17 protein-coding genes are annotated in these 24,765 nt (G+C 44.2%); 14 read left to right on the plus strand and 3 right to left on the minus strand.

Annotation, left to right across the window (positions count from 1 at the left end):
• Nucleotides 1–2: 2 nt before the first annotated feature.
• Both G7083_RS13540 and G7083_RS13545 read right to left on the minus strand, forming a co-directional pair.
• Complete coding sequence (locus G7083_RS13540; RefSeq protein WP_166015355.1) at nt 3–2,552, minus strand: glycoside hydrolase family 3 protein; 2,550 nt, start codon at nt 2,550–2,552, stop codon at nt 3–5.
• A gap of 158 nt (nt 2,553–2,710) precedes the next feature.
• Nucleotides 2,711–3,781: a substrate-binding domain-containing protein gene (locus G7083_RS13545; protein ID WP_166015356.1), complete on the minus strand. Its 1,071-nt coding sequence runs from the start codon at nt 3,779–3,781 to the stop codon at nt 2,711–2,713.
• A gap of 218 nt (nt 3,782–3,999) precedes the next feature.
• Between G7083_RS13545 and G7083_RS13550 the strand changes: the two genes are divergently transcribed.
• From G7083_RS13550 to G7083_RS13585, 8 genes are all read left to right on the plus strand, one after another.
• A complete protein-coding gene (locus G7083_RS13550; protein ID WP_166015357.1) occupies nt 4,000–5,004 on the plus strand; it encodes a LacI family DNA-binding transcriptional regulator in 1,005 nt (334 codons plus the stop codon).
• Nucleotides 5,005–5,214: 210 nt separating this feature from the next.
• A complete protein-coding gene (locus G7083_RS13555) occupies nt 5,215–6,579 on the plus strand; it encodes a phosphomannomutase (RefSeq protein WP_166015527.1) in 1,365 nt (454 codons plus the stop codon).
• A 72-nt stretch (nt 6,580–6,651) separates the two neighbouring features.
• Entirely contained in the window at nt 6,652–7,644 is a 993-nt protein-coding gene (locus G7083_RS13560) for a glycoside hydrolase family 130 protein (protein ID WP_166015358.1), read from the plus strand.
• Between the two features lie 113 nt (nt 7,645–7,757).
• Complete coding sequence (locus tag G7083_RS13565) at nt 7,758–8,921, plus strand: glycosidase (protein WP_166015359.1); 1,164 nt, start codon at nt 7,758–7,760, stop codon at nt 8,919–8,921.
• A 344-nt stretch (nt 8,922–9,265) separates the two neighbouring features.
• A complete protein-coding gene (locus G7083_RS13570) occupies nt 9,266–10,573 on the plus strand; it encodes a carbohydrate porin (RefSeq protein ID WP_166015360.1) in 1,308 nt (435 codons plus the stop codon).
• Between the two features lie 80 nt (nt 10,574–10,653).
• Complete coding sequence (locus tag G7083_RS13575) at nt 10,654–12,633, plus strand: methyl-accepting chemotaxis protein (RefSeq protein ID WP_166015361.1); 1,980 nt, start codon at nt 10,654–10,656, stop codon at nt 12,631–12,633.
• A 61-nt stretch (nt 12,634–12,694) separates the two neighbouring features.
• Nucleotides 12,695–13,879 (plus strand): mannose-6-phosphate isomerase, class I, encoded by a 1,185-nt coding sequence (gene manA / locus G7083_RS13580; RefSeq protein WP_166015362.1) that lies wholly within the window; start codon nt 12,695–12,697, stop codon nt 13,877–13,879.
• Between the two features lie 112 nt (nt 13,880–13,991).
• Nucleotides 13,992–16,043: a methyl-accepting chemotaxis protein gene (locus G7083_RS13585; protein ID WP_166015363.1), complete on the plus strand. Its 2,052-nt coding sequence runs from the start codon at nt 13,992–13,994 to the stop codon at nt 16,041–16,043.
• A gap of 153 nt (nt 16,044–16,196) precedes the next feature.
• On the opposite strand, the gene G7083_RS13590 is transcribed toward G7083_RS13585, so the two are convergent.
• The gene (locus tag G7083_RS13590) at nt 16,197–18,281 is read right to left on the minus strand and encodes a TonB-dependent hemoglobin/transferrin/lactoferrin family receptor (protein ID WP_166015364.1); all 2,085 of its coding nucleotides are present in this window, start codon (nt 18,279–18,281) and stop codon (nt 16,197–16,199) included.
• A gap of 223 nt (nt 18,282–18,504) precedes the next feature.
• Here G7083_RS13590 and G7083_RS13595 point away from each other — a divergent pair, with 223 nt between their 5' ends.
• From G7083_RS13595 to nrdD, 6 genes are all read left to right on the plus strand, one after another.
• A complete protein-coding gene (locus G7083_RS13595; protein ID WP_166015365.1) occupies nt 18,505–19,392 on the plus strand; it encodes a LysR family transcriptional regulator in 888 nt (295 codons plus the stop codon).
• A 167-nt stretch (nt 19,393–19,559) separates the two neighbouring features.
• Nucleotides 19,560–20,138: an SPOR domain-containing protein gene (locus G7083_RS13600; RefSeq protein WP_166015366.1), complete on the plus strand. Its 579-nt coding sequence runs from the start codon at nt 19,560–19,562 to the stop codon at nt 20,136–20,138.
• 150 nt (nt 20,139–20,288) lie between these two features.
• Complete coding sequence (locus tag G7083_RS13605; protein ID WP_166015367.1) at nt 20,289–21,290, plus strand: D-alanine--D-alanine ligase; 1,002 nt, start codon at nt 20,289–20,291, stop codon at nt 21,288–21,290.
• A gap of 197 nt (nt 21,291–21,487) precedes the next feature.
• The gene (locus G7083_RS13610; protein ID WP_166015368.1) at nt 21,488–21,868 is read left to right on the plus strand and encodes a DUF3319 domain-containing protein; all 381 of its coding nucleotides are present in this window, start codon (nt 21,488–21,490) and stop codon (nt 21,866–21,868) included.
• A gap of 10 nt (nt 21,869–21,878) precedes the next feature.
• On the plus strand, nt 21,879–22,190 hold the full coding sequence (gene yciH / locus G7083_RS13615; protein WP_166015369.1) for a stress response translation initiation inhibitor YciH: 312 nt from the start codon (nt 21,879–21,881) through the stop codon (nt 22,188–22,190).
• 453 nt (nt 22,191–22,643) lie between these two features.
• Nucleotides 22,644–24,764: an anaerobic ribonucleoside-triphosphate reductase gene (gene nrdD, locus G7083_RS13620; protein ID WP_166015370.1), complete on the plus strand. Its 2,121-nt coding sequence runs from the start codon at nt 22,644–22,646 to the stop codon at nt 24,762–24,764.
• Nucleotide 24,765 lies beyond the last annotated feature (1 nt).

Raw genomic sequence — 24,765 nt, forward strand, 5'->3', positions numbered from 1 at the left:
GTTCAACTTAGTTTTTCATCCGTTGATTTAGGCTGCTCAAAGCGGATATTGGCCAGCACAAATTGTGCGGGCTGTTCGCTTTGTAATCGAAATAATGTACTGCGTTCACTTTGTGATCGGGAGATCATTGCTTTGATCGTCTGCCGAATGGGATAAAATTGTGGCTCGCTGTTAGTGAATTGTGGGCTGATGTCTAACTGCTGAGTCTCTTCGCCCATCGATAGCCATACGGGGGCTGTGACAGGAGTATTGACACGAATATCGAAACAGAGCTGTCCTTCGGCGAGCCAAGGTTCGATGCTTTGAGGTTGCCCATCGATGGTCACTATCTCTATGCTGCTGTGGCTGGAGTAGAAATGGCAGAGTATAGAGTCTTGCTGTAGTAAATAGTCGTAGGGTTGAGTGGTTAATCCGGCAAATTGTTGAGGATTATTACGTGATACAAGTTGGTGAGTATTGTGTTCACACACTTGCATGACGTATTGACCACGGGTTGCAGCAGATCCAAACAGGGTTAAGTTGGTTTGGCGTACTGGATGATGGGGTAATGGTTCTTCGGGGAGGTTATCAAGATCTTGAGCTGAGATGCTTGAATAGTTTAAACCATAACCATATTCAAATAGCGGTGTGTGCTCACCTGTAGGAGCTTGTTCAGCATAGTGTATTTGATAAGGCTGAATATGTGGTGGTATACGATGTACCGCAAAACTATCCGGTCGATTTGGCCAACTAAAGGAGAGTTTGCCGACGAAATCGTATTGAATCTCCCCGGTTGGTGTGCGTAGTAGCAGATCGGTGATGCCGAGGCCTTCACTTCCGGGTAAAAACGCAGCGATAAATGCGTCACTTTGATTAATTTGTGGATTGACGTAAAGCGGCCGGCCACTAAAAAATAGCGAGATTATTTTCACCCCTGCTTGTTGTAATTGTTGGATCCGCTGGCAATCTTGTGCATAACTCGCTTTGAGTTGAGCAAAGTTAAGGGATTGCTCCGGTTGGATGTCTCCTAGCATTTCGGCATAGGGATCTTCACCGAATGCGACAATTGCCACTGTTGCTTGGCTTAAATCGCTGCGCAATTCAGGGTCAAAACAGACCGAATTTGCGCCAAGCTCATGCTCCAGAGCCGCTTTAATCGTCATCCCATTTGGAATATCCGATGTGACATTTTCATCACCTTGCCAAGTCAGATTCCAACCACCGATCTGTTTGGTAATATTATTGGCCGCCGATCCGGTCAGTAGTATTTTTTGCTGGCGAGAGAGCGGTAGGATTTGCTGTTTATTTTTCAATAATACCATGGACTTGCGTACGGCTTGCCGTGCAACTAAGCGGTGAGGCGTGGCACCGATTAGGGTTTGGGAACCCGCAAGACTACGCTGGCTTGGGCGCGGTTTGCTCCATAATCCAGCACGTTGTTTAACCCGTAGAATGCGTAATACCGCATCATCAATCCGCTGGATTGCAATCACTCCCGCTCTGACATCACGGAGGGTTTTTTCAATCACCGCGATCCAGTGTTCGGCCTCGGTTACCATTAAAATATCGTTGCCCGCATTAATCGCATAGCTGGCATCACCATTACTGCATTGACTGACTTCGGCATGCCCATTCCAATCGGTGATAATTAGGCCATCAAACCCCATCTGGTTTTTCAACACATCAGTGAGCAAGTATTTACTGCCATGGATCTTATGGTTATATGCAATGTTATCTTGAGGTGAGTGATCGTAATTGGCTGGATGTTGCCAGCGATTAAATGAACACATGACAACCTGAGCACCGGCATTTAAGCCGCTAAAATAGCCTCCCGCATGTAGGTTACGTAACAGATCTTCATCATAATCATTATTGCCGCGGTCAATGCCATTTTGAGTACCACCATCACCAACCCAATGTTTGACGCTGGAAATCACTTTATGATCACTGTTCAATTGGCTGGCATCACCTTGCAGCCCTTTAACCATGCATGCAGCGTAGTGATAAGTGATGGCACAATCTTCGGCATAACCTTCATAGGTTCTTCCCCAACGTAAGTTGCGTGGGGCTGCAACCGTAGGTGCAAATGTCCAATCCAGCCCTGTTGCAGCGATTTCACGTGCGGTGATTTGACCAATTTGTTCGATGAGATCCGGATCTCGTGAGCAGCCTAAGCCAATATTATGCGGAAACAAAGTGGCATTGTAGACGTTGTTATGTCCATGTACGGCATCAGTTGCCCACATAAATGGAATTCTAAATGGTCGGTCAGCATAAGCTTCTTCCAGTGCTTGCCAAAACTGATCGGCTTTATCGACCCATTGTTGTGCTGTAGCATGTTTATTTTCATCAACCCAAGTCCCTCCACCATTGAGAATTGAACCGAGTTTGTATTGTTTAGCTTGTTCTGGAGTGACTCCCCGTAGATTGGGCTGGATCATCTGGCCGATTTTCTCTTCCAGAGTCATTTGAGCGAGGATTTGACGGATTTCCTGTTCAATCTTTGGGTCTTGAGTGATGGCGGAATCGATTTTAGGCCATTGACTAAAATATGGAATGCTCTCTTGCATCATGATTATTTTACCTAAATAAGTGCAATCGCCGTGAGTATGCGGCGCGATGAAGGCTAAATCCTACTGAGAGTGCATAATGGCTAGCGTGAGCGGAAGCACACTCTTTCTGCAGTCAGTAGTACGAGAGTTCAAAAATTACGATGTGGGCACAGTACCGATTATTGTGGTGAAACTTTTGGTCGTTGAAAATGTTTAATTTTTTGATTTACTTCATTTTTCCATGAAACATGCCCAATATTACGACAGCTTTCTCGTTCAATGATGGTCACGGCTGGAATGGCATAATCCGCTTGATGACCATTGATCATGTTCAGCATAGCGTTGATGGCAACTTGACCTATTGTAAAAAATGGTTGCTGTACTGTGGTTAAGCGCGGAATGAAAAAATTTGCGGTGGCGACATCATCAAAACCGATGATGGAAACATCTTTGGGTACGGTAAGCCCTATTTGGTGTAAGGCTTGTATAGCACCAAAGGCACTTAAATCATTGGCCGCAAATATGGCGGTAAGCTCGGGATACTTCTTCTTCAGCGCTTGTGCTTGCCAAAATCCACCATATTGGTCGTAATTGGCATTACCGACCCATTGTGGATTATAGGCAATCCCTGCACTTTGCAGTGCTCGCTGATAGCCAGTGAAGCGCTGGATTGCATCTAAATTGTGTTGAGGCCCACTCAGATGGGCAATCTTGGTATGGCCTTTTTGGATCAGGTGGGTAGTCGCTAAATATCCACCGAGTTCATTATCAATATTGAGCACGGGAATATCCCCCGTTTCTCCCCCACGAGATAAAAACAGCACGGGTAGCGATTGGCAGATATTTTTTACTTCCGAAGCTGGCAGTAAACCACCCAGTACGATAACTCCATCGACATTACGCTGTTTATAACCTTGTAATTCAATACGTTCACGATCTTGTTGCCACTGTGTCGTTTCTATCAATAGATCGTAATTATGTTGGTGGCTGCAGCTCGACATTCCTTCTAATATCGTACTCACCCATGCAGTATCATAGCAAGGGGCGATAATTCCAATCAACATGGTGCGTGTGGTCGCTGATTGATTTTTATGTTGGCGCGGCCGAAACCCCAATTCAAAAATAGCTTTTTCTATTGCTACTATTTTGTCCGGTTTAATAAAAGTACTGCGATTGAGGTAGCGAGAAATGGTTGCTGGTGAAACATTTGCCCGTTTAGCAACATCATAAATAGTGACATTTTTCAACATAGCGTTTGCAAGCAGTGTTCTACTGTGAGGAGTGAGTAAGTAGTGCACCATAATCACAAATTGGTGATTACGACAGTCTTGTTTCGGTTAATTTGATGATCTGCACTTGTTTTTTTGATATGGCTTAAAAAACTCACCTTTTCTCTTGAGTGAATCCCCCATCAATGCGAGACTTTCTTAACGTTACGAATTTGAATATGGCGATAAGTTGAATAATTATGTCGAAAGCGACCCTGAAAACCATAGCTGAATATACTGGGCTGTCAGTGACGACCGTCTCTCGCGCGCTTAAAGACGGCGATGATGTGAAGCAGCCAACCAAAGATAAAGTCAAAGCGGCGGCGGAAAAGCTCGGCTATCGTCCCAATCTTTCTGGATTAGGTTTGCGTACCGGCATTAATTACAACATTTGTGCGATATTACCGGTTACCAAACCCGGGGATATTGTCGGTGATGTCGGTAGCTTAGCGTTAATTGCTGGTTTAACCGCAGGGTTGAAGGGGACACCATTTCATCTGACCGTATTACCCCTTGAACCAGGACAAGATCCGCTGATCCCAGTTAAATATGCGGTTGAAAATAACTTAGCGGGCGGGATTATTTTTAACTTGACCGAAACTCAAGATGAACGGGTGACTTATCTGCATGAGCAGGGCATTCCGTTTGTCACTTTTGGTCAGACCGAGATGAGCATTGAACACGCCTATGTGGATATTGATAACTATGATATTGGTTATCGAGCCGCCAGTTATTTGTACAACAAAGGTTGCCAGCGTATTCGTTTACTCAGTTCGTCGCATATTTACACCTATGCGTGGCACAAGTATTACGGTGTGAAGCGCGCTTCAATGGAGTTTGGTATTGAGTTTTGCAAAGACAGCGACATTATTTTCGATACCGATGTTGATAACTACCGTGATTATGCGCGTCGTTTAATGGCTGGGGAAAATCCACCCGATGGTATTATTTGTGGCTCAGAGATCAGTGCGTGTGGCATAGTGGCCGGCATTCAGGATGCGGGTAAAAAGATCGGCCAAGATATTGATATCATCGCGGTAGAGACGTGTGATTTACCGAGCTTTTTTACCCCTCCGATCCCTGGATTACGCCAAGATTTTCATCGTATTGGGCATATGCTGTCGCGTTATATGGTGAAATATCTGGAAGGTGCCGATCCGAAAACGTTACGTTACATTGAAAAAACTACGTTCTACCCACGTTAGAGTGACGCGATGTTATTGAGTATAAATCGTAACCTTGTCATTTACTGCTGATGATCAACGCCAGAGTTCAATCTCTGGCGTGGTTTTTTGAACGCAGCCCAAATCCAAAACTCAATCCTCATCACACTTATCACGCAAATTTCCAACTTGTGCTTGAAATGGCGACCTAAAGATTTAAAAATGGCAACGTTACGATTTTGGGAGAAAATCATGCAGGATTTAGTGAAGGCATTTAAGGCTTATGACATTCGTGGCCGCTTGCCAGATGAGTTGAATGAAGAGATTAGCTATCGCATTGGCCGTGCCTATGCTGACTATCTTCCCGCGAAAAAAGTCGCGGTGGGTTACGACATTCGCCTAAGTAGTGAAGCGTTGGCCGCTGCCGTGCGGCACGGTTTAATTGATGGCGGGGTTGAAGTGGTGGATTTAGGCTTAGTCGGTACCGAAGAGGTCTACTTTGCCACCAGTCACTTAGCTTTAGATGGTGGCATTATGATCACGGCAAGCCACAATCCGAAACAGTATAACGGCATGAAGTTAGTGCGCGAGTTATCCAAGCCAATCAGTGGTGATAGTGGATTGAACGATATTAAAGCCTTGGTAGCGAGCAAGTCTTATATTCCCTCTCAGGATCTCGTTTTGTATGAACAAAAATCGCAACGTTACGATATATCACAAGAATATACCCAACACCTATTGAGTTATCTGAACCGCAGTGCATTACGCCCTCTGCGTATTGTGGTGAATGCGGGTAATGGTGCGGCAGGGCATATGATTGATAATCTAGAAGCTCATTTACCATTTGAATTTATTAAGATTAATCATGCCCCAGATGGCAATTTTCCAAATGGCATCCCTAATCCTTTGTTAGTGGATAACCGTCAGTCGACCATCGATGCGGTGATTGAACATCAAGCCGATTTTGGCGTGGCGTGGGATGGTGACGTCGATCGCTGTTTCTTGTTTGATGAAAATGGCGATTTTATTGAAGGCTATTACATTGTTGGCATGTTAGCACAGGCCTTTTTGGCCAAAGATCCTAACGCCAAGATCATCCACGATCCGCGTTTAACGTGGAACACGATTGATCTGGTTAAGCAAGCGGGTGGGGTGCCTATCCAATCAAAGACGGGCCATGCCTTTATTAAAGAGCGGATGCGTCAAGAAGATGCCGTCTATGGCGGTGAAATGTCTGCCCACCATTATTTCCGCGATTTTGCTTATTGTGACTCAGGAATGCTGCCGTGGTTACTGATTGCCGAGCTGGTTTCGGTGCAAGGTTTGAGCTTGTCGCAGTTTGTGATGAAAGCCAAAAGCCATTATCCGATATCGGGTGAAATTAATCGTCAAGTGGATGATGCCAACGCCGCCGTTGAGCGGGTATGGAATGCGTTTATTGATCAGGCACTAGTCACCGATATTACCGATGGAATTAGTATGGAGTTTGCACAGTGGCGCTTTAATCTGCGCTCATCCAATACCGAGCCGGTCGTGCGTTTGAACGTAGAATCCCGAGCGAACCCATCTTTAGTTGAAGAAAAAACCGCGCAAATTTTAGCACTATTAGAAGCTTAAGGCCGATCTGCCATCGGTGCCTGCTAACCATCACGCGGTTATGTGGGATTAAGCAAAAACTTGGAGTAAAACATGTCTGTAAAAATTATTGGTCAAGCAATTCCGAATATGCCTTGGCAAGATCGCCCACAGGGTGAAGAAGGGGTGATGTGGCGTAACAGTAGTAACCCAATTATTGATTGGAACCCATTTCCAGCGGCAGCGCGAGTTTATAACTCGGCGGTGGTTCCGTTTGAAGGTGCTTTTATTGGGGTATTCCGCTGCGATTACAAAAATGGTCGCCCACATTTGCATGTTGGTCGCTCACAAGATGCTTTAAATTGGCAATTTGACCATGCGCCGATCCAATGGCAAGACAAGCAAGGTAACCCATTCCAACCTGCTTACGCCTATGATCCGCGAGTAGTTAAAATTGAAGATGTCTATTACGTCACTTGGTGTACCGATGATCATGGTGCAACCTTAGGTGTCGGTATGACCAAAGATTTCAAAACGTTCACTCGCTTAGAAAATGCCTGTGTACCGTTTAACCGCAATGGTGTGTTGTTCCCGCGTAAAGTGAACGGCCAATTTATGATGCTAAATCGTCCTTCTGATTCAGGTCATACCCCATTTGGTGATATTTTCCTCAGCCATTCTAATGATATGGAGTATTGGGGTAAACATCGCCATGTGATGGGTAAAGGCGGTAATGGCTGGTGGCAAGGTACCAAAATTGGCGCAGGTCCCATTCCGATTGAAACCTCAGCAGGCTGGTTGATGATCTATCACGGTGTATCTGGCACCTGTAATGGTTTTGTTTATAGCTTTGGTGCCGCGTTGTTAGATATTGATGAGCCATGGAAGGTGAAATATCGCACTCGCGATTACATTCTCACCCCTGAAAAATCTTATGAAACGACCGGTTTTGTGCCTAATGTTGCATTCCCATGTGCTGCGTTAGCCGATTCAGCTACAGGGCGAATAGCGGTTTACTATGGTGCTGCCGACACCTATTCCGCAGTGGCTTATACCACGATTGATGATCTGATGACGGAGCTAACAACCAAATCAGAAGTGTTCTAACTTAGGTGCAGATTAAGAGTGAAGTTGATTAATTCCGTAACGTTGTTATTTTTGTTTGCTTCACTCTTAATTCGCTAGGTGATCAATATCAAATAAGATGATTAAGGCGATGTATGTCAATTTTCAAACAAAGAATGGCACAATTAACCGCAGAGTTTGCCACGCATACTCAGTATAAAAACACTCCGGTTACACCGGGGAATGGCGTATTTTTTCGTTATCAAAAACCCGTATTAACCGCACAGCATGCTCCACTGGCATGGCGTTATGATCTTAATTCTGAGAGCAATCCATTTTTAATGGAGCGCTTAGGCATTAATGCAGTTTTAAACCCAGGGGCAATTGAATTAAATGGTAAGTTCTATTTAATTGCCCGAGTTGAAGGTTATGATCGTAAATCATTTTTTGCGGTGGCGGAATCTGACAATGGAATTGATGGCTTCACTTTTTGGGATAAACCGTGTGTGATCCCTGAAACGGATGAGCCGGATACCAATATTTACGATATGCGTTTAGTTAAGCATGAAGACGGCTATATTTACGGTTTATTTTGTACTGAGCGTAAGGATCCGCATGCGGCTCCCGGTGATGAATCGGCAGCCGTGGCACAATGCGGTATTGTGCGTACCACCGATTTAAAAACCTGGCAGCGTTTGCCCGATTTAAAAACCCGTTCTGCCCAGCAGCGCAATGTGGTGTTGCACCCAGAATTTATTGATGGCCAATACGCACTGTATACCCGCCCGCAAGATAGCTTTATTGAAGCAGGCAAAGGCGGCGGCATTGGCATGGGGCTGACCGCTAGCATGGATAATGCGCAGGTGGAGATCGAGCATGTGATCGATCCGAAAACCTATCACACCATTAAAGAGTCGAAAAATGGCCAAGGGCCGGCACCGATCAAAACCGAGAAAGGCTGGTTGCATATTGCTCATGGCGTGCGTAACACGGCGGCTGGATTACGCTATGTGTTGTACAGTTTTATGACCTCACTGAGCGATCCGAAACAAGTTATTCATCGTCCTGGCGGCTATTTTCTCGCTCCTGAAGGTGCTGAGCGAGTGGGGGATGTATCGAATGTGGTCTTTTCTAATGGCTTAATTGCACGTGATAATGGTGAGGTTTTTATCTATTACGCCTCTTCGGATACTCGTTGTCATGTATTAACGACCACGGTCGAGCAATTAGTCGATTATGTGATCAATACTCCAGAAGATCCATTGACCTCAGCGCAATGTGTTGCACAGCGTATAGCGTTAATTGAAAAAAATCACTAATGACGAGAGAGAATAATAATCTCACTTCATTGTGTTAAGATTATAAATAAAAGAGTGCCTGACGGCGCTCTTTTTTATGCCTTAAAATTGTGATCGCAATAATAAATTAACCCAGCATTCGACGGTAAAAAGTGTTACTGATAGGTGTTTATAGCCCAAAAAGATAATGGGATCTCAAATATTGCCAAATTTTAATTTTGCTCTAAAATTAGTGATCGAAATCGTAACGTTACCATTTGTTGGTTTGCTATAGTGAGCCTGTCCTTGGTGAGGTGCCGCAATTAAAGGGATTTTACTAAGTGGGTATTTAAACTTTTTGTACAGTAACGATAAGAAGAAGCACTATGGAACTAAATAAATTAACGAAAGGTATCATTCTTGGCTTAGTGGTAGCCTCTGCTCCTGCAATGGCGTTAGACACTTCTGCTGAACTACACGGTTACTTAAAATCTGGCTTGCTACTGAACTCGGATGGCACACGTAGCCAAACGATTGGTTTGTTGACTAAATATGGTTCATTCCGTTTAGGTAATGAGCAGAACACCAAAATTGAACTGTTACCAACGGTGAAATTTACTACTGATGAAGGAGCATGGGCCAAGTTTCGTGCCAACCTGACGCACGAAACCAACTGTACTGCCGACTGGAACTGTGTGGATGGCGATAAGCATGACATCCAGTTCCGCGAAGGTTTTGTGGAAATGGGCGGCTTTGCTTTCTCACCTGAAACGGTATTTTGGGCCGGTAAACGTTACAGCTCGTCGAATACGTCTAGCCACCAATTCGACTGGGAGTATATCCAATATAACGGTACCGGCGGTGGTATCGATAAAATCGATGTTGGCTTTGCCAAAATGGATGTCGGTGTTTATGCCTTTATGCCAAGCGGTAAGAATACAGTACCCGTAGATGGCACCAAGCAAGGTTATTCTGACGACTTATCACTCAATGTGTGGTTTAAATCGATTGCGGGCACAGGCTTAGATCTTCAATTTGTGGCTCATACCATGGAAGAGTCTGAAGAATGGAAAGGTAATGCGACCGATGGTTATGGCTTAACTGCGGTCTATAACCTAGGCAGTTTCTATGGTTTAACCAATGGTTATTCACGCATTACCGCACAATACGGTGAAGGCATGGCCGCGGGCGATTCGCTCGGTAAAAATGGCTGGGGATTTGCAAACTTAGACGATACTAAATCAACACGGATTGTGTTTGATGGTCTCGCTAACCTGAATGAATCATGGGAAGTTTCCACTTTCGCTTTCTATCAAAAAGATTCTGACTATAACGCTTGGAATACCGAATCAACTCCATTCGATCGTGATATTTACGCGATTGGGGTACGTCCACATAACCAAATCACCAAAAATTTCGCCATGCAGTATGAGGTCGGTTATGAATATCTAAAAGAAGATATTGCCGATGGTATTGATGGTGGTCTGTATAAAGTGACCATCGCGCCGACCTTAATGCTGGAAACCGGTTTCTGGGCGCGTCCACAACTGCGTGCTTTTGTCACTTATGCTAAGTGGGATAAAGATGCGGTGGGTAGCGCCAAGGGGTATTTCGGTGGTATCGACAGTGGGTACACACGCAATGGCGACACTGACACGCTGAACTTTGGTGTGCAAGCGGAGGTGTGGTTCTAACCCGTCTGACCCCAATTTATTGTCCTTACTTTGGAGAGAGCACCTTGCTCTCTCCCTTTCCCAGCCGTAAAGGGAAACTTATGAAAGTTGTTACCCAAATTATTGTGGCTTTTGTCAGCGTATTGATGATTTTTTCATTGACCAATGCGCTGACGCTTTATCGTGCGACTTCCGCGAAAGACAGCCTAGCGGTAGTGATCCAGCACTCGCAAACCTTAAATGACATTTCTAGTCAATTACAGCATCGTAGCCAAGCGCTCGACCTGCAATTAGCCAGCTTGCTCGCATTGCAGCACCCACGTGACTATAACGACGCGGTGTTGGCGCTCAACGATCGGTTACAACAGTTGCAGCAAGAGGTGGCACAAGCCATCCAATTATCGATGGTTGAGCCTGATCAATGGCAACCTTTGCTGACCGCACTGGCGATAACCCTTGAGCCATTGCAGCAGCATAAGCAGATCATTTTACAGCAAGAGCAGCGCATCACTGCCGATCGCCAAGAGTTGGACAACTTAGTCGTCTCGGCCGATATCACCTTAAAACGAGTGGTCAGCAATGTGGGCGCGGATGAGTTTTTACAAAAAGATATTGAGGCCTATTTAGAAAAACGTAATGCGGCGATTGCGCTGGCAAATCGCATGTTATTTATTTATCAGCGCCAACCGGCACAAGTGATTGTGCAACAACTGCAACTATTACAGCGCACATTAGCCGAGGAGGAGCTCTATCTACATGAGGAAATTCCAGCCTTAAGCAAGGAACTCGATTATCAAGTGGCCAGTGCCAAACTGAATCAATTTCTATTTTCTGAGCAAAGTCTTGCTGCGCAAAAAGTCGCATTACTGAACGAATATCAACAACTGAGCGAGCGACAAGCGCATTATCAACAGCTTACCCAGCAAATCGCGCAACAAATTAGCCAGGTTGCCCGCTATGTCTTGGCCAATAATCATACGGTGCAAGCGGATGTTACCGCGGTATTAGATGCGATAGTGACGGTACAATGGATGACTTTAGCGGGTTCAATACTAGTGCTTGTTGTGGCGGGCTCGGTATTGGCACTGCACATTCAGCGCCCGATTGGTTATCTACTCAATATTCTGCAGCAACTGGTTGACGGTAATTATGCCCAGCAGGTCACGACCACCGGTTGGAGCAGTGAATTTAGGCTGCTTGCTGAAAAATTAGCTAAGGTGATGCAAGTCAACCGTGTGCTGATCGATCAGGTGAAAACCAATAACCATGATCTTAGCCTGCAGAGTGAACAAAACTCACGTGCGATTGATGAGGTGTGTCAATCTGGTCAGCAGCAAACATTGGCGATGCACAGTATTTCAACCGCGACCGAACAGTTAGCGACCATCAGTGATCAAACTGAGCAAGCGATTGCTCAATCAACCAGTCATACCCAACAGATCAGCAGCATTGTTGCCACAACACTCAATACAGTGGGTCAGAATGTGTCTGGCAACCAGCAGTTAGATCAGTTTATCGCCCAAAGCTCGCAGATCATCGCTGATGTAGCCAAACGAACCGCAGATATCAGCCAAATCATCAGTGTGATTGAAGATATTGCCCATCAAACCAATTTGCTGGCTTTGAATGCGGCGATTGAAGCCGCCCGTGCGGGTGAACATGGCCGTGGCTTTGCGGTAGTGTCGGATGAAGTGAGTAACCTTGCCAAACAGACCACCCATTCCACGCATAAGATCCAAACCTTAATTGAAAACCTCCAGCAAGCCAGTGCACAAGCGGTACAAAGTATGTCGTTTTGTTCAGAGCAGATGCACAGCAATACCCAATATTTAGCTGCCACCAAAACCGCGATTACCCAAATTGATGATCATGTTTTCAGCCTAGTGCAAGAGACGGATAGCGTTAGTCGATCGGCGGCTGAACAGCATCAATCTTGTGCGCATATTGCCAACTCAGTAACCATGGTGGTGGCCAGTCTAGAGGGCAACATTCATGCGTTGCAGCAGGTCAATCAACGGAGTCATCATTTGATGGCGTTATCGCAAGCCCAGCAACAAGAGCTGGCTAAATTTGTCACTTAGCTACGGTGTTTTTTATTTAAACTTTTGATTAATAGTTATTTTTTATATTGAGGAGAGTAAGATGATTGAGATTAAAGGAGCGATTAAACACTATGACTGGGGTGGTTATTATTATTTGCCGATGCTGCTCGATAGTCAGGATGCTCGCCAGCCTTTTGCTGAACTGTGGTTGGGTGATCACTTAGCGGGCTCCTCGACCTTGGTTGATGGTTCGTTGCTCACCACTTGGATTGATGCGGCGCCAGAATATCGTTTAGGTAAGAAAGTGGTTGAACAGTTTGGCTCCCGTCTGCCCTATTTACTGAAAGTGCTTGATGTCCGTGAGCCGCTTTCTATTCAAGTTCATCCAACCCAAGCACAAGCTAAACAGGGTTTTGCGCGTGAAAATCGGCTGATGATCGAGAGTAGTCGTCGTAACTATAAAGACAATAATCACAAGCCGGAGCTGATGTTGGCATTATCCGACTTTTATTTATTGCACGGGTTCCGTAACGTTACGGAAAGTGTCGCGGAGTTAAAAAAATACAAATCGACGGAAGCATTAGCCGATGTATATCAACAACGGAGTTTAAAAGAGTTTGTCGCGGCGATTTTTGCGCTATCACCGAGTGAATTACACCGCTTAGTCTCACCAATCATTGAGCACTATCGGTTAGCTTATCAACAAAATGAGATCTCAAAATCTCAATCACTGTTTTGGTTTATGCGTGCGGCATTACGCGCTGAGCGCCAGTCGCTGGCGCATGATGCTGGTTTGATCATGATCTTTATCATGAACCTGATGTATGTCCCGAAAGGATCAGTCGTCTATCAAGCAGCAGGGGTTCCCCATGCGTATTTGGAAGGGCAAAATATTGAATTGATGGCCAACTCGGATAACGTGATCCGCGGCGGACTGACCGCTAAGCATGTTGATGTTACTGAACTGTTGGCGATCACTGATTTTGAACCGATCACGCCTGCTGCTGTTCTTGGAGTTGCGACCAATGATGGTGGGATTGAATATCGAGTACCCGTCAACGATTTTCAGTTACGTGAATATCATTTAGCTAAAGGTCAAACCCTCACCACGCCTGATGAACAAGGTGCTTGCATTTGGTTGGTATTATCCGGTGAAGTGCGGTTAGCCAACCAGCAACATTATTCTGGTGCGGGCAGTACGTTTTATCAGCGTCCTGAAGAGGTGAATATTATTCACGCTCAATCAGATACATGGCTTTACCGAGCCTCCGCCGTTCTTAAATAAAAGCAGTGGCTAGACCGGAATTATCCGGTCTTTTTATTCATCTTATTCCCCTCACAACTAGGTACATCATTGTCAAGTTGTTTAGCACATTAATACCTAAGGTTACATCGATATGAAATTATTATCATTTATATCTATTAAACATAGAATTTTATTATTAATATTTATTCCTTGCCTGGCGATTATGGTTTTTTCTGGTCAACGTCTTAGCATGGCAATTCATACTAAAAATACTATGGATGATTTAGCTATTGCGATTGAATATGTACAGTCTATCGCACCAATATTGCCTGCGTTGACGCAAGAGCAAAACATAACTAAACAATATGTATATGCTGATGAAACTAGTCAGGCAAATGTTTTTTATACACATATGTTGACAGCAAGAAAAGAAAGTGATCGATTTATTCTTGAATTAATGCAATTTATCGAGCGTGAACAAAAAATTCTGAAAATCATTTTTAAAGATGATACCTTAGAGCAAGTTAATAATAAGCTGTTGCAATTAAAATTAATCCGTCAAGTTGCAGATCAAAAATTAGCCAGCTCAGATGAATACCGGGCAGCATTTGATGGTAATACAATCTGGACTGGAGTGGATATTGCTAGGTTAGCCGAGAGTTTACTTAAATCTATTTCTAAAATTGCAGTATATGCAAGCCAGGATCAGCAATTGGCTAATTTAGCTAATGCTTATTACTTTCTACTAGAGGCCAGTAATGCCAGCACTCAACTCAATGAACAAATTGATCAAGCGATTTCGCAACCTGTTGGTGGTTATCAATTTGGCCAGTTGATGCATTATCGAGCGATAGAGGATGCGTATCGCCATCAATTTATGGAGTATGCCGCTGATAATATAAAAGATCTGGTTACACAACAGATGAATAATGCAAACACCTTAGATCAGGTAATTAAAACTTATTGGGATGTGTTTAATTTATACGCAGTGATTGATAAGCAATCCTTGGTGACCAATACCGATTGGCCCAATGCAAAAAATCGAGTAGCAAATGCTTATGCAATTATCAAACAATTTGTTTTACAACAATTACAGCATACTCGGGATAACAAACTTAATCAGGCGAATAATGAAGTTTTGCTAGTTAGTCTTAGTAGCATTGCTTTATTGATGTTTATTGTTATTTTTTGTTGGCTAGTCATGAAAAGCATGACTAAACCACTGAGTAATTGTGTTGCGGTTATGAACGAATTTGCTGATAGCAAAAATATGTCGTTAAATTTAAATGAACAAGGAAATAATGAACTCTCTTTATTAAGTCAATCATTTAATCGCCTCGTTGCTAATTTTAATCAAACCTTAATTTCAGTTCAGGAGCAGGTGTATCAGACCGATAACATGGCGGATAGTTGTGTTGAAAGGATGACCAGAGCCAATCAGTTAACTCAAAATCAACTGCAATCGACCGATAGTATTTCCGTCGCTATTCATGAAATGAGCACCACCATTGAGGAAGTTTCCGGAATTGCGCAGCGAACGGCTCAAGGGGTACAAAATGCGCATCAAGTCTCATTGGATTCAGAGCAAAACTGGCAGACGAGTCGCGCATTACTGGAACGATTATTGACGGAATTGGGTGGTGCCGGGCAGGCAGTATTAGCCCTCAATCGTGAAGCGGAGCAGATTAGCTCAATTTTAGATGTGATTCAGAGTATTGCAGAACAAACCAATCTATTGGCGCTCAATGCCGCGATAGAGGCTGCTAGAGCCGGTGAATCGGGACGAGGTTTTGCCGTAGTGGCTGATGAAGTGCGTAATCTGGCTAAACGTACCCATGATGCGACATTACAGATCCGTAGCCAAATTTCTCAGTTGATTAGTGGTGCAGATACTGCAAGTCAAACAATGATTGGTTTGCAACAAGAGGGGGCGACCAGTGTTGAGCTGGTTATGGAAACGGCCCAATCGTTTACGGTACTACGCCAGGAACTGGATAGTATATTAGAAATGACCACGATGATTGCGACGGCGTCAGAAGAACAGGCCGCAGTATCGGGTGATATTAATGAGCGTATATTAGCAGTGAAAGACGACTCGGCACAGCTATTGGAGCAAGCCAAGCAAACCAGTGAGACACTCAATCAGCTCGCGCAACAAAGCGGTGGCTTAAAGCAAGGAATTCAACAGTTCAAATTGCATTAATTTGGTATATAGCGTGTTTATGGTGTTCACAGAGCACAAAGCCAGCGGGAAGCTCGGTTATTAGACGAATATACACCCCCTCAGACATGAGTGTGAGGGGGGGAACCAATCTAGAACAAATTATATAATATTGTTCATGGATTTTTTAATAGCTTAAAACTCATATTTGGCAGTAACAGCGAAGTTACGCTTAGGCTGTGTTTGATCCTTATCTTCACTTGATAAACTACGGACATCATTCCAATTATAGTATTCTTGGTTAGCCACATTAAATACACCTGCGCGTAGAGTTAAATTATTCACTGGCTTGTAATAGGCAGTAATGTCTACGACAGTAGCAGAAGAGATCGGCTGGTAGTCACCATTCATATCACTAGCTTTTTTCTTAGCCGTAAAACTCACATTAACCGTGGTTCCCCATTGATTAACAGAATCATAGCTGATACCTGCGACAGTATTCCAAGGATTAACACTGTTGAGTGGTTTGCCATCTCCATCTTTACCTTCAGTGTATGCTGCTGCAATACGTGAGCTAAAGCCTTCGAGTGGCATAAAACTATCCCAAGATAATTGGTTAGACAGCTCTAACCCTTTAATTGTTGCTTTGTCGATATTGATTGATTGGAATACGGCATCTCTACTTGATAAGCTGCCAGACACGAGCTGTCTATCAATGAAATTGTCATAGTCACTGTAGAACATTGATATTTCATTACTTACATTACGACTGTTGTAGCGCCAACCAAATTCATAAGAAAGGCTATCTTCTGCTTTCAATTTTGGGTTTGGTTTATTGACATAACCATGTGCAGGATTACCAAATGAATAATAAAGTTCTTGAAAGTCTGGTGCTCGGAACCCTTGGCTGATTTGAGCAAACAGGCGATTTTCTTGGTTTAGTTTGTAGACAGAGCCTAAGCGGGCCGTAAAGGCTGAATCAGAATGTTTTCCATATTCACTTGCTGCATTCCCGCTTGGGTTAGCGCTGGTGTCACCAGGTTTGGTTTCGAAAGCATCGAAGCGGACACCCGGAGTGAAAATGAAATTATTGAAAGAAATTTCATCTTGGATAAACACACCATAGCGTATCTCGGATGCATTAGGAATATAGAAAATAACATCATTTGAACCGATGGAGTTAAATTCAAGGTTGGTATTTTTTATCTCTTTGTCACTATAAGATAAACCATAAACGAGATAGTGTTCAGTGTTGGCTACTACAAACGATTTATCTAATTGACTATCAAATTGGAAACCTTTATCCGAGTATAAATAGTCTTTTTTCTGAATGTTCCCAGTCGATGTTCTTGTGCGATTGGTGACACCGGTTTCTTCTTTATTCATAACATCAAATTGCCAACTTAATTGATCAGCAAATGATAACTCGGTATCCCATATGTGTTTGATGCCCAGTTGATATTGGCTTGTCTCATCATGACCCGATGCATTTTCATAACCAGAATAAGCTAAGTTTTCCAAATCGGTTTTGTTACGAATATAGTTGCCGGAGAATTGGATACGATGTGCAGGATTTAACTGGTATTGAAGTTTAACCAGTAGATTATTGGCACTATTATCCAGTTGATCTGGATCCCCAAAATTCTTAGTTGTCTCACCATCACGGCGAGTGTATGCCACCAAGGATTCCAGTTCTCCATATTTATTTGCTAATGCAATAGACTCACTGAATGTTTTATCCGATGATGAATAATTTAATTTAGCATACCCACCGAAATCCCGACCTTTGAGAATATCGGCAGGATCTTTAGTTTCAAAGGCAACAATGCCACCTATCGCATCTGAACCTTGCAATGATGAAGCCGCACCTTTCACGATTTCAACGGCCTTTACCATATCGGTATCGATATCAACTCGAGAGGAGCTAATAAATCGAGTACCACCAGGATCAAATTGGTTTGGTTGAGAGACTCCGTCCACCATAACTTTGATCCGGTTTCCTTCAATTCCCCGGATGTTAATCCCTTGAACGCTTTGGCGAGAGTTCGTTGTTGAAGTGACACCGGGTGTGTATTTGAATAAGCTATCAATGTCTTCGATCATTTGATTTTCGATATCATTTTCATTGATCACTGTGACAGATGCAGCGGTGTCAGTTATTTGGGTGTTTAGACGAGTTGTTGATACTACCACTTCGTCGAATAAGGCATAATCGTCAGCGTATGCTGAAGGCATTAGTGCTAAAACTATTGCACTAGCGAGTAGAGATTTCTTATACATTTGAACTACCTGCATTTCCATGTTGACTAAAACGCGGTGATTCTAATGAATATTAATGAGAATTGCTATCATTTGCGTTTGCATAAATGAGTGTTACCGTGACAATTTGAATAAAAAACCAATAAATTAAACACCTTAACTTAAGTGATCTTAATTATTCTAACACTGCCAATCGTGATCTGTATCACGGAGTGTTGCTGTAAATACCCGATGGGAGACTACCTTGCTAAGCCCGATCACACTTGAAGCCTTGCATATTTTGGATGCAATACAACGCCGAGGTAGCTTTGCTGCGGCAGCTAATGAACTGAATCGTGCGCCGAGCTCTTTGAGCTATCAAATTCAAAAATTAGAGCAAGATTTGGATCTGATGATTTTTGATCGCTCGGGTCATCGAGCCAGTTTTACTGCGGCGGGAAAGTTGATCCTCGAACAGGGCAGAGCTATTTTGGCAGCGACCGAAAAATTGGTTAACGATGCTACGCTGTTGGCTAATGGTTGGGAGTTAGAGATTACCATCGCGTTAGATGGCATTGTACCCGTAACGAACTTGTTTGCGATGGTCGATGCACTCGGCAATATCAGTAAAACGCGAGTACGTATCCAAGAGGAGATTTTGGCCGGATGTTGGGAAGCCTTAGCCACTGGACGGGCAGATTTGTTAATTTGTCCACGATTGGAAGCTCTGCCGCAAGATGTTAAAGCGGAAACGTTAGGTTCGATGACGATGATTTGGGTTGCGGCTCCTTCCCATTATGTACATCGGCGAGTGGGGGAATTTAACCAACAAGCCAGAGAAAAATACCGCGCAATTGTGATCGCCGATACTGCGCGTGAACAGCCTGCTATGAGTGTCAATATTTTACAGCGCCAACCACGCTTAACGGTGAGTAATTTAGATGCCAAATGCAAGGCATTGATTGCTGGGCTTGGGATCGGCACCTTACCACAGGCGGTGGCGAAAGCTTATATTGAACAAGGTCAATTGCAGGAGATTTGTGGTTCACAGCCGCTGACGATGGAGGTGGTGCTGGCGTGGCGGCGTAACCAAATGGGCGAGGCCAAATCATGGTGTATCCAATACCTGAAAAAAAATTGGCACTGGCAATAGTCAGCGATTCGTTCCAGCGTCCTGATATCAATGGAGTGAGCGCGGCTATTGATGAGTTTGTGCCATAAATCACAGGATCGCGGTAGATATTGGCGCACTACGCTTGATTCTCGCGATAGCAATGTGCATGATTTAAAGCACTTTGTAGCTAAGGCATATCGAAATCCATGAAAAAAATTGCAGTTATTGGTCTCTCCACCCTTCTTGCCGCTTGTGCATCCGGTGATTACACCACAGACGTCAAGACCGAAAGTCATCGCGAAGAGTTCTCGGTGGCCGCAGTAGAACAACCGGTTATTTCAGAAGTTGGGGTGGCTGACGGCATTTCAGAACAAAACGTTGAGCAAAACGTGGTGAAAATGGCCCCTGCCGACAACGAGAAAAAAGTGGTTAAGATGAGCCCGCAGGCTAAACCTGAAGTCTCAATTACGCCTCCAACCGCTAAACAAGTGGCGATGAATCCACGCTACGGTTTTACCATCCAAGTGGTTGCCGTTGGTGCGCAGAATAAAGTTGATCAGTTTGCTGCCAAACTGCCGAGCAATGGCCAACCGATTTGGGAAAATTACAAAATGGTTAATGGCACTAAATGGTACACCGTGCTATTCGGTGACTATGCCACCCGTCAGGAAGCGCTGGCGGCGATTGCTCAATTACCAAGTGATTTACGCGCCATGAAACCTTTCGTAAAAAGTATCGATTCAATTAAAAACTCTGAATTTCCTACGCTCAACAAGCTAAATTGAGGCTGACATAAAGAGGCTGAAGCCCCTTTATTGTTGGATCTTTGCACAGTTGCATCAACGCTAGTGAAGAAACATCAACATTGACTGTAAGTTGATGTTGAATCCTCTATGATAGCCAGCAATGATTACTTTAGTGTCCTGGAACGATTAATGACTAAGACGACAATTCTACTTTTGTGTGGTGGTGGCTCATCTGAGCACGAAGTTTCACTGGTATCTGCCAACTATCTCCAACAGCAACTGGAATTGACCCCAGAGTTCAAGGTGATTCGGGTTGAAATGAAACAAGACGGCTGGTTTACCGAACAGGGCGATTTGGTTTATCTCGATACCAACCGCGCGACATTAAATGGTGAACAACTCTGCTATTCGATTGATTTTGTGGTGCCTTGTATTCATGGTTTCCCTGGCGAAACTGGCGACATTCAATCGATGTTTGAGTTGGCTGGCATCCCTTATTTAGGCTGTGGCCCCGAAGCCAGCGCCAATAGTTTTAATAAAATCACCTCCAAATTATGGTATGACGCACTCGACATTCCTAATACGCCTTATCTGTTTTTAACCCAAAATACACCAGATGCGGTCGCGAAGGCGCAGCAAGCGTTTATCAATTGGGGCAGCGTCTTTGTTAAAGCGGCGCGGCAAGGCTCTTCAGTTGGATGTTATAAGGTGACTGAGCAAGATAAAATTGCCAGTGCGATTGAGGCAGCATTTGGCTATTCTGACCAAGTGTTGGTCGAGAAAGCGGTTAAACCCCGCGAGCTGGAAGTCGCCGCCTACCAGATGGATGGCAAACTGCATATTTCTAAACCGGGAGAAGTGATCGCTCCTGAGGATGCATTTTATTCCTATGAGGAAAAATACAGTGCCAGTAGCCACTCTCGCACTGTGATTGAAGCAGACAATTTGACCGATCAGCAGCGTGCATTAATTCAGCACTGTGCCGAGCGAGTGTTTACTCATATGCAGTTGCGTCATTTATCGCGGATTGATTTTTTCCTCACTCCAGAGGGGCAAATTTATCTGAATGAAGTGAATACCTTCCCAGGTATGACGCCGATTTCAATGTTCCCGAAAATGCTGGAAAATAATGGGCATCGTTTTAGTGAGTTTCTCGCACAATGCGTCACCTCGACGTTGGCAGCTCGCTAATATCGCGCGGGCTTGGCCGCTAACTAGGATCGCTTAACAAACCCGTCAATCATCTTTCAATTAGGTCACCACCAGGGATTGAAAGATGATGCTTTTCAGTATAATGAACGGTAAGTTAACAGATTCGTGGCAATCAGCTTGATAAGCTGAAAGATAGAATTATTCTTTAGCCAATTTCAATGAGAGGCAGGGTATATATGGCTGTTGCAATCTACCGAGGTTTTAATCTCCAGTCGGCTGACAATTCAACCGATACATGGCAAGTCACCATAAAAAATCATCTACTGACCGGCAATTTAGCGGCCGTAAAAAAAAGTATTGATTGGTTTTGTGATACCGCATCAATCATCAACCCAAAAGAGTTTGAATCGATTGCTCAGCGGCGTGAACTGGCCAGTGGTGTGCAAGAGCAGTTCCATGGTTTTACCATTAAAAATGATACCGGCGAAGCCAATCAATGGTATTGTTTTTTTAATGGCCGTTTAATCAAAGGTTCCAAAATTGCCATTCAAAAACATATCGAAGCTTATTTAGTTGCTAAACAACAAGCTGCCCAACAAGCGGCACAGAAAAGATAGATTGGATAGTATGACACTGGTGTATTCAACCGAGCTTGGGCGTATTAAGCCCGAAGCAGAGAAAACGGAGCGCCCAAAAGGCGATGGTATTGTGCGAGTTTCGCGCGAAACTAAAGGCCGTAAAGGCAAGGGCGTAACTTTAGTCAAAGGGTTAGATGTTGATGATACGGCATTAAAACTCTTGGCGGCTGAATTTAAGAAAAAATGTGGCTGCGGTGGTGCCGTTAAAGACGGTGACATTGAAATTCAAGGCGATGTGCGAGATCTACTCAAAACACTGCTGGAAGCCAAGGGATTCAAAGTAAAATTAGCGGGCGGTTAAGCTCGCTTTTTTGTATCCGACGTTCTTGTGCTTAACCTCTCCTCAATCGGTCAAATTTCGACCGTATGACCTTATTTACTCTGCACTGCTGGAACAATAGAGATGCGATGTAAAACCGTATCGGTGATGTTAAATTTTGCCCTGCGATGGTCGTTAACAAAACCGAATCAGCGCTAAGACTGTGATAGCAAGATGTTGAGTCCGGTTGCACTAAATTCAGTAACAAAAATCACAAAAATGATGATTTTCAAGGTTTCTTTCTGGTTTGGGATCTTGCCCAATAAGATCGGATTGATCTTGTACGTTGCTTGGTTTTTGTTGATCTAAATCAATACCCTCCCTTGACGCATTTCGTTAAATACGCCACAACATATAGTGCCAGTGGCAGAATAATATCGCCCTATATAGTGTATTTGTGGATAACTCTGTGAGTATGCTGGGTAAGGAGAGCAGGTGAAACCTATCGTAATCAAACGTGATGGCTCGAAAGCGCCATTTAACAGGGATCGTATTCAAGCGGCAGTGGAAAGTGCTGCAGAGCATGCGGATCAGGAAATCGCTATTTACGCACTGAATGTTGCGTTAGCGGTAGAGCTGAAACTGCACGATTACGCAGAGGTGCATATCGCCGAAATCCAAACCCTAGTTGAAAACGAGTTAATGCAAGGGCCATACAAAGCATTAGCCCGTTCATACATTGAATATCGCCATGATCGCGATGTCGCGCGTGAGAAGCAGAGTAAACTAACCCAAGAAATCGAAGGGTTAATCCAAGAAAGTAACGCCGACTTACTCAACGAAAATGCCAACAAAGATGGCAAAGTGATCCCAACCCAACGTGATCTGCTGGCTGGCATTGTGGCTAAGCATTACGCCAAAACGCGCATTTTGCCGCGTGATGTAGTGCAAGCCCATGAAGCGGGTGATATTCACTATCACGATCTCGATTACGCACCATTTTTCCCGATGTTTAACTGCATGCTGATCGATCTCAAAGGCATGCTGACTCACGGCTTTAAAATGGGTAATGCCGAAATTGACACACCGAAATCGATTTCTACCGCTACCGCCGTGACCGCGCAAATTATTGCCCAAGTGGCGAGCCATATTTATGGCGGCACGACCATCAACCGGATTGATGAAGTGCTGGCGCCTTATGTGACGGCTAGCTACTACAAACATTTAGAGATCGCCCGTGAGTGGGATATTCATAATCCCGATGCGTTTGCCAAATCACGCACTGAAAAAGAGTGTTATGACGCTTTTCAATCTTTGGAATATGAAGTCAATACCTTGCATACCGCCAATGGGCAAACTCCGTTTGTCACTTTCGGGTTTGGCTTGGGGACCAGTTGGGAATCGCGTCTGATCCAGCAATCGATCTTAAAAAACCGGATAGCCGGTTTGGGCAAAAATCGCAAAACGGCAGTATTTCCAAAGCTGGTTTTTGCAATTCAAGATGGGCTTAACCATAAAGCGGACGATCCTAACTACGATATTAAGCAGTTGGCGCTCGAATGTGCTTCTAAACGCATGTACCCAGATATTCTCAATTACCACAAAGTAGTTGAGGTGACAGGATCGTTCAAAACCCCAATGGGCTGTCGTTCTTTCCTCAATACCTATGAAGAAAATGGTGAATTGATCCATGAGGGGCGTAATAACCTTGGTGTGGTGAGCTTAAACTTGCCGCGCATCGCTTTGAAAGCGCGAGGGGATCTCAGCAAATTTTATGCGTTACTGGATGACAAGCTTAAGTTAGCTCGCCGTGCTTTGGATACGCGGATCAATCGCTTAGAAAATGTTAAAGCTCGTGTCGCGCCTATCCTATATATGGAAGGGGCGTGTGGGGTACGTTTGAAAGCCAACGATTCGATTGCGGATATTTTCAAGCATGGCCGTGCGTCTATCTCGCTGGGTTACATCGGTGTGCATGAAACCATCATCGCCCTGTTTGGTCAGCAGCAGCATGTTTATGATGATGCCAAGTTACGCCAAGCAGCGGTGGATATCATCCAATATCTGCGCAAAGCGGTCGATCAATGGAAAAAAGAGACCGGTTACGCGTTTAGTTTGTACGGTACACCGAGCGAAAACTTGTGTAGTCGCTTCTGCCGTATTGATGCTAAACAGTTTGGGGTTGTGGAAGGAGTGACGGACAAAGGTTACTACACCAATAGTTTCCATTTAGATGTGCAAAAGAAAGTCAATCCATACGATAAGATTGATTTCGAAATGCCTTATCCGGAAATTTCGAGTGGTGGCTTTATCTGCTATGGCGAGTTTCCGAATATGCAGCGTAATGTCGAAGCCTTAGAAAATGTATGGGATTACAGCTATCACCGAGTCCCTTATTACGGTACTAACACCCCGATTGATGAATGCTATGAGTGTGGTTTTACCGGTGAGTTTGATTGTACCAGCAAAGGTTTTGTCTGCCCCCGTTGTGGCAATCATGAGCCAACCAAAGTGTCTGTCACACGCCGCGTATGTGGTTACTTAGGCAGCCCAGATGCACGGCCATTCAACTTCGGTAAGCAAGAAGAAGTTAAACGGCGAGTTAAACATCTGTAAG

This window comes from Vibrio sp. HDW18, from assembly GCF_011306175.1.
GTDB classification, from domain to species: domain Bacteria; phylum Pseudomonadota; class Gammaproteobacteria; order Enterobacterales; family Vibrionaceae; genus Vibrio; species Vibrio chanodichtyis.